The following is a 6,972-nucleotide window of genomic DNA, read 5'->3' as shown; positions in this document are numbered from 1 at the left end:
TGGTAGCCGAAGAGCAACGGCAGTTTGATGTGGCGATTAACTATTATCAAAAAGCCTGGGAAATTTGTGAGCAATTCCGCGATTGGTATTGGGCTTCACAAACGTTGGTTAAGTGGGGAAGGGTTTTAGAAGCTCAAGAAAATTACGCTGAGGCTTTGCAAATTTACATTCATGTTTTAGCCATTGACCTAGAGCATAATGAAGATTGGATTGGTTATCGTATCAATGATTTAGCCCGTATGCTCAAGCAGTTAGGAGAAAGCCAGTTTCAAGCCATTTGGCGCGAGGCGACGGGTGAAGAGTGTGCGGGAGAGGTACGCGAGGCAATTTGGGCAGCGCGGGATGGGCTAGAAACAGAGTCGTAGGGTGCAATGCAAGATTGATTGCCAACGTCAAACCATTCATAAGTTTTATTTAAGCATTGGTTACGATCGCACAGAGCGCACTACCCTAAAGAGCGATCGCATAAGCTTTTGTCAAAAAGTTGTAATGTTAAGGCTTAATGTCGTAACCTTAAGCCTTAATCTTGTAATGCTGGTGATTAATGTTGTAACGTTAAGCCTTAATATCGTAACCTTAAGCCTTAATGTTGTAGCGTTAAGCCTTAAGGTTATAGCATTAAGCCTTAAAGTTATAGCGTTAAGACTTAATGTTGTAATGTTGGTGACGACAAGACATTTACTTATAACTGCGATCGTTGATTCAGGTACTATTTTGCAGCCAGTTCCATCCTTTGAGTCACAGCCAGAGAAGCCGAAAAGACAAACAAAAATCAAAGCTTTGCAAGGCTGGTTTGAAAAAACACAACCTACGCCTTCTGATTTTGACCCAGACCAAGCCAGATGGGAAGCTTTAAAGGAGAAACATAATCTGTGAAATTGCCTGAAATATTATTTAATTATATATAGATGAGGAAAACTAATATGCAAGCCTATAAGCTCAACGCCACAATTGACGAATCAGGTCATTTAATTATTGACGAACCTCTAAATATTGCTCCTGGAAAAGTGGAAGTGATTATTTTGCAGCCAGTTCCATCCTTGGAAACTCCTACTGAGTCACAGCCAGAAAAGCCGAGAAGAAAGTCTAAAGTCAAAGCATTTGAAGGGTTATTTGAAAATGCCCCACCAACACCACCAGACTTTGACCCAGACCAAGCCCGATGGGAAGCTTTAAAGGAGAAACATAATCTGTGAAAATCTTGTTAGACACCAACATCATTGTAGATGATGCCCTTGAGCGTGAACCTTTTCTAGAGGCAAGCGAACAAGTATTGGTGCTAGTTGAGCAAGGACAGGTAGAAGGTTATATTTCCGCCTCAACTTTTAGTGATTTGTATTACATCATCCGTAGGGCAAGAGGTCGAGAGTGGACACTTAGTTATTTAAGGCAGTTGGTTAACTTTTGCGGTGTCGCTACCGTAGACAGTACCGCAATCAACATGGCACTAAACCTTAATTTTAGAGATTTTGAAGACGCTATTCAATACAGCGCTGCGGTACTCAATCACTTAGATGCTATTATTACTCGCAACCCTAGAGATTTTCCAGTTGCTACTCCTAGAATTATCACACCTGAAGAATTGATTCAGGAACTAACAAATACTCCATAAATAATTAAGTCAAATATATATGAATGCCCAATTAACCCCTGTCGAAATCCAAGAATTTCAGCAACTTCTGCCAAATGACACCCCAGCACAACATGCACTTACTACCCTGCAACAACACAACGGCAATCTAGAAGCAAGTTTTGACACACTCTGGCAAGAGAAAGTTGGCAAAACAGATTATAGTAAGGGCAAAAAATCTCTTTTACAGCTGACCCTCAATGAAATCCGCGCGGAAATCTGTGGTGATGATGGTTTACAGGGCAAAATCAAAGAATACACCAAGAACCCTGGTAGTGCTTCTCTGCTCAATAGTATTATTGGCTCACTGGTGGCAGTTGCAGCAGTAAATGGCATACCGATGGATGGAGCGATCGCAACAATTGTCGTATTATATATTCTAAAAATTGGAATAAACGTCCTCTGCAAATACACCGAGCCAGATAGCCAGCCATAGTAAGCGTAAAAATAATATTGTACAGACGCGATTAATCGCGTCTGCCCTCACGTTCCCGGTAAATTTAACAAACGCTCATCCAAATGACTACGGTCTGCCAAAACCTTTAACAACGGCCCATGTGAGGAAAATTCTACAACACTGACCGAAGCAACAGGGCATCCCAACCGAAAACGGAAGCGTCCCACGTCAACCCCCAGAAAACTACACAGAAGAATTCTGATGGTTGCCTTGTGAGAAACGACTAAAACATTTCCACTAGTGTAATTTTGCTTGATTTCTTCAATTACCTGCAAGGCGCGAGAAGCAATTGTAACTGCCATTTCTCCACCAGTCGGCCCATTCCAAGCCGGATCTGCTGACCAACGGATATAATCATCGTGATATTCACGACTAATTACTTCTGGTGTTTTTCCTTCCCACTTGCCATAGTTGATTTCCTTTAAACCATCTCTCAGTTGTGGTTCTATCTTTATTGCCTCACATAAGGGTTTTGCTGTCAATACAGTTCGCCGCATAGGACTACAAAATATTGCTGTCCAATCTTTAGAAGTATATGCATCAGCAAAAGCCTTTGCCATATCCAACCCTTCTGGGGTAAGTTCTGAGTCTATGGAACCGCAAAAGGAATTATTGCGGCTGCATTCTGTCTGTCCGTGACGGAGGAAATAAAGAGTTAGGCTCACGGTATATTCTCATCGATTGTAAATTTAAGGGCGCTGACAATCAGATGTAGGTGAAGATAGTTAATGCCTGTGGTATATTACTACAATTTTTTGATATTTTGAATAATTTTCTGGGCAAAGTTGCCACCCTTAGCCCCACTGTAGAAATTGCCAAATAGCGATCGCTATTTGATTCATTTTGATAAGCAAAAAATAAAGGTGGGTAATACCCACCTAATCTCTTACTCATCCTCCAAACTCGAAATTATTTATTTGTTTTTATAAAATTGGAATTCATAAATATAACTCCTCAAATTTAAAGAATTGGCTATTGACATAGAGACGTAATTTATTACGTCTCTATAAGAGTTTTGTAAACTCAGTTTACCCTTCGTCCTTCAATGCTTGCTAAAAACATTAAACAGGTTTATTACACTGAATTTTTAACACATCATAGTTTTTTGCAAAAATGGGATCCACCCCATTTATATCCCTAAAGTTTTTGCAAAAAAAACTACGGATTGTTAGTCAATATTTTTCTTTACATTATCTTTTACGTCTTCAATTCCATGACGTACTTCACTTTCAGCTTGCTTTGCTTTACCTTTCGCTTTATCTTCTGGATCTCCAGTAACATTGCCTAATGCTTCTTGGGCTTTACCTTCAACATTTTTAGCAGCTGCTTTTGCGCGATCTTCTATACTCATTTTGAACTCCTTATTTAATGAAAAGTTTATTTCAAAGCTATCAAATAACTTTGAAATCCCTTTTTGTGATTACCTTTACACAGTAGCTTAAAATTTTTACTAAAGCCTTCCACCAGAAGACATATTAAAAATTAAAAATTAAATAAACTAGTTGTAGTAAGGATTATAGCTGTTAGTTAAATACAAAATTCAGTAATAACAGTTTAGTTACCTATGCTAAAAGATATAGAAGAAGTGCAAATATTGTAATTTCTACTTTTGACTCTTTAACTAAAAAACCCAGTTTCTCTACGAAACTGGGTTAATAAATTTATGGGAATATTTCTTGTCTAGTCTAGAAAACCCATCAGGCTTTCAGAATTGTCAACTTCATTTGATGCTATTGGACGATTACCGAAGGTGGAATAGCTTTCATCAATTACCAATAAACTTGAGCCAATTGGACGAATCCCAGAGAGATTTATACTTTCAACAACTTGGAATGTATTAGCACCAATTGGACGAATGCCCATCGAGTTATAGGTTTCAACTACTTCTAAGGTACTGGTACTAACGGGACGCACCCCAGCAATTGAGAGGTGTTCAGCAACTTCTAAGTCGCTAGCCCCTATAGGACGAATTGCAGAAATGGCGAGTCTTCCAGAAGCCCCCACTGGCAGTTCATTAACTTCATCGACTTTATCAGCGTTCAAGCTCTGGTCTTGTTGATTTTCAACTTCCTCTGTTGTTTCCCCTGGAGACTTGGCAGACTTTTGCCGAGAACTGGTTGCTTTGCCAGCGTTGCTAATAGTCATAAACGAAAACCTCTGGTTTGTTAATTGAATTTTACAATAATTAAGGAAAGATGAAATTTTTCCCATATACTTTAGAGTTTAACCCTAAACAACCTCATATAGATATAAGAATCTTTAAAACTGATACATAAGTAAATTTAAATAAATAATTTTTGTAAATAATTATTACTATTTTAGGACTTACGCACACTCCACGAATTCTTGGCTTCTTGGTGTCTTGGTGAATCAGCGCTGTAGGCGGGTTTCCCGCCGTAGGCGACTGTGAACCCAAAGGGCGGTATGCCTGCGGCACGCTACGCGAACGATAAATTAAGCTTTTCGGCAATTTTTACGTAAGTCCTATATTTATTCGCTCTAATAACCCAGCTACAATGGATACAGGGCGGAATCGTCACCATGAGATAGGGTATTTTCAGCAAAACTGTATGACAGAATTTTGTCTTCAAGCTCCCTTTAGTCCGACAGGCGATCAACCACAAGCGATCGCACAACTTACTGCTAGTATCCAATCAGGCAACCGTTATCAAACTTTACTAGGAGCCACTGGAACTGGCAAGACATTTTCGGTAGCAGCAGTTATTGAGAAAATTGGCAAGCCAACCCTAGTCTTGGCGCATAACAAAACCTTGGCTGCACAGCTTTGTAACGAGTTGCGGGATTTCTTCCCCAACAACGCAGTCGAGTATTTTGTCAGCTACTACGATTATTATCAGCCAGAAGCGTATATTCCCGTTACCGACACTTATATTGAAAAAACGGCGGCGATTAATGATGAAATAGATATGTTGCGGCATTCGGCGACGCGATCGCTGTTTGAACGCCGTGATGTCATTGTCGTTGCTTCCATCAGCTGCATCTACGGTTTAGGAATGCCAGCAGAATATCTAAAAGCCGCCATTCCCCTCCAGATAGGTATGGAAGTCAATCAGCGCCAAATTTTACGGGATTTGGCCAACGTTCAATATAGCCGCAACGACATAGAAATGGGTCGCGGAAAATTTCGCGTCCGTGGTGATGTTTTAGAAATTGGCCCAGCTTATGAAGACCGAATAATTCGTGTCGAATTTTTTGGTGATGAAATTGACGCGATTCGCTACATTGATCCGGTGACAGGTGAAATTCTCAAGAGTTTGGAAGCGGTGAATGTTTACCCAGCACGCCACTTTGTCACCCCAGAAGAACGCTTAGAAGGAGCTTGTCACGACATTGCAGCCGAATTAAAACAGCAAAAACTAGACTTAGAACAAGCTGGGAAACTATTAGAAGCGCAACGCATAGATCAACGTACACGCTATGACCTAGAAATGCTGCGCGAAGTAGGTTACTGCAACGGCGTTGAGAACTATTCTCGTCACTTAGCAGGAAGACAAGCTGGAGAATCACCAGAATGTTTAATTGATTATTTTCCCAAAGATTGGCTATTAATTATTGATGAATCTCACGTAACCGTGCCCCAAATTCGCGGGATGTATAACGGCGATCAAGCGAGAAAAAAAGTTTTAATTGAACATGGATTTCGTCTTCCTAGCGCTGCTGACAACCGTCCTTTAAAAGCCGAGGAATTTTGGCAAAAGGTAAATCAGTGTATTTTTGTTTCCGCAACTCCCGGAAATTGGGAAATAGAAGTTTCTGAAGACCATGTAATTGAGCAAGTGATTCGACCAACTGGGGTAGTTGATCCAGAAATTTCTGTGCGTCCTACAGAAGGACAAATTGATGATTTATTGGGAGAAATTAAAGATAGAGCCGATCGCCATGAACGAGTGTTAATTACCACATTAACCAAACGCATGGCGGAAGATTTAACTGAATATTTGCAAGACCGTAGTATAAGAGTACGGTATTTACATTCCGAGATTACTTCTATTGAGCGCATTGAAATTTTGCAGAACTTGCGCGAGGGTAAATTTGATGTATTAGTTGGTGTGAATTTGCTGCGGGAAGGTTTGGATTTACCGGAAGTTTCCTTAGTGGCAATTATGGATGCAGATAAAGAAGGTTTCCTACGAACAGAGCGTTCCTTAATTCAAACTATTGGTAGAGCTGCGCGTCACGTCCAGGGACAAGCGATTTTGTATGCCGATAATATGACAGGTAGCATGATTAAAGCTATTGATGAAACAGATAGACGGCGTGGGATTCAAACGGCACATAATCGACTGCATGGAATTACACCACAACCAATTGTGAAAAAATCAAGTAATGCGATTTTGGCTTTTTTAGATGTATCTCGGCGGTTAAATGCAACTGACTTGAAAGTAGTAGATGAACATCTAGATGAACTGCCATTAGAACAGATTCCAGGGTTGATTACTTTGTTAGAAGCGCAGATGAAAGAAGCGGCGAAGAAACTAGAATTTGAAGAGGCGGGTAAATTGCGCGATCGCATTAAGCATCTGCGGGATAAAATGCTAGGACGTTAGTGCTTGGTCAGGGTAGCAATAAAAATAGTGCAGTTTGAAACTGAAGCAACCGAAAATTAAATAGATCGGCAATGAAGATGCGTAAACGTGTACATTCGCAGATTAAATGTCGGTGTTCGCAAATAACGACATCATCTTTTTGAATTGCTGAAACCTTTACCGTAAAAAGTTTTCAGTTGATTTTGTTACTTAAAAGACAAGATTATTTAATTCGCATATTTAATGTCGAAAAACCATTTTTTGCAAATTTATGTCGTTTTCTTAAACTTTACGAATTGCAAATTAAATGTCGTATTTTATAAATCAATGGTACATTA

General features: G+C 39.9%; 10 protein-coding genes. 6 read left to right on the top strand and 4 right to left on the bottom strand.

Annotated elements, in window-relative coordinates; genetic code table 11:
- The 5 genes from VB732_RS24270 to VB732_RS24250 all read left to right on the top strand — a co-directional run.
- The coding region (locus tag VB732_RS24270; RefSeq protein ID WP_323233455.1) for a tetratricopeptide repeat protein at positions 1-365 on the top strand (365 nt) is incomplete at its 5' end.
- A 1-nt stretch (position 366) separates the two neighbouring features.
- Positions 367-876, top strand: a complete 510-nt coding sequence (locus tag VB732_RS24265) for a hypothetical protein (RefSeq protein ID WP_323233454.1) — start codon at positions 367-369, stop codon at positions 874-876.
- 47 nt (positions 877-923) lie between these two features.
- On the top strand, positions 924-1,196 hold the full coding sequence (locus VB732_RS24260; RefSeq protein WP_323233453.1) for a hypothetical protein: 273 nt from the start codon (positions 924-926) through the stop codon (positions 1,194-1,196).
- Positions 1,193-1,612 carry a PIN domain-containing protein gene (locus VB732_RS24255; protein WP_323233452.1) on the top strand — a complete coding sequence of 140 codons (420 nt, stop codon included), beginning with the start codon at positions 1,193-1,195 and terminating at the stop codon, positions 1,610-1,612. The genes VB732_RS24260 and VB732_RS24255 overlap by 4 nt, the downstream gene beginning before the upstream one ends.
- A gap of 19 nt (positions 1,613-1,631) precedes the next feature.
- Positions 1,632-2,066 carry a hypothetical protein gene (locus VB732_RS24250; protein ID WP_323233451.1) on the top strand — a complete coding sequence of 145 codons (435 nt, stop codon included), beginning with the start codon at positions 1,632-1,634 and terminating at the stop codon, positions 2,064-2,066.
- A gap of 47 nt (positions 2,067-2,113) precedes the next feature.
- On the opposite strand, the gene VB732_RS24245 is transcribed toward VB732_RS24250, so the two are convergent.
- The 4 genes from VB732_RS24245 to VB732_RS24230 all read right to left on the bottom strand — a co-directional run bounded on the left by VB732_RS24245 (position 2,114) and on the right by VB732_RS24230 (position 4,232).
- Positions 2,114-2,752 carry a histidine phosphatase family protein gene (locus VB732_RS24245; protein ID WP_323233450.1) on the bottom strand — a complete coding sequence of 213 codons (639 nt, stop codon included), beginning with the start codon at positions 2,750-2,752 and terminating at the stop codon, positions 2,114-2,116.
- 40 nt (positions 2,753-2,792) lie between these two features.
- Entirely contained in the window at positions 2,793-2,981 is a 189-nt protein-coding gene (locus tag VB732_RS24240) for a hypothetical protein (RefSeq protein WP_323233449.1), read from the bottom strand.
- 274 nt (positions 2,982-3,255) lie between these two features.
- On the bottom strand, positions 3,256-3,438 hold the full coding sequence (locus VB732_RS24235; protein WP_099103871.1) for a CsbD family protein: 183 nt from the start codon (positions 3,436-3,438) through the stop codon (positions 3,256-3,258).
- A 329-nt stretch (positions 3,439-3,767) separates the two neighbouring features.
- Positions 3,768-4,232, bottom strand: coding sequence for a hypothetical protein (locus VB732_RS24230; RefSeq protein ID WP_323233448.1), 465 nt, complete (start codon positions 4,230-4,232; stop codon positions 3,768-3,770).
- A 425-nt stretch (positions 4,233-4,657) separates the two neighbouring features.
- Between VB732_RS24230 and uvrB the strand changes: the two genes are divergently transcribed.
- Complete coding sequence (gene uvrB, locus VB732_RS24225) at positions 4,658-6,655, top strand: excinuclease ABC subunit UvrB (protein WP_323233447.1); 1,998 nt, start codon at positions 4,658-4,660, stop codon at positions 6,653-6,655.
- Positions 6,656-6,972 lie beyond the last annotated feature (317 nt).

Source organism: Nostoc sp. UHCC 0252 (genome assembly GCF_034931145.1).
In the GTDB taxonomy this organism is placed as follows: domain Bacteria; phylum Cyanobacteriota; class Cyanobacteriia; order Cyanobacteriales; family Nostocaceae; genus Nostoc.
Note: the sequence above shows the minus strand (reverse complement) of the source record. Positions and strands in the feature narration are given on the sequence as shown.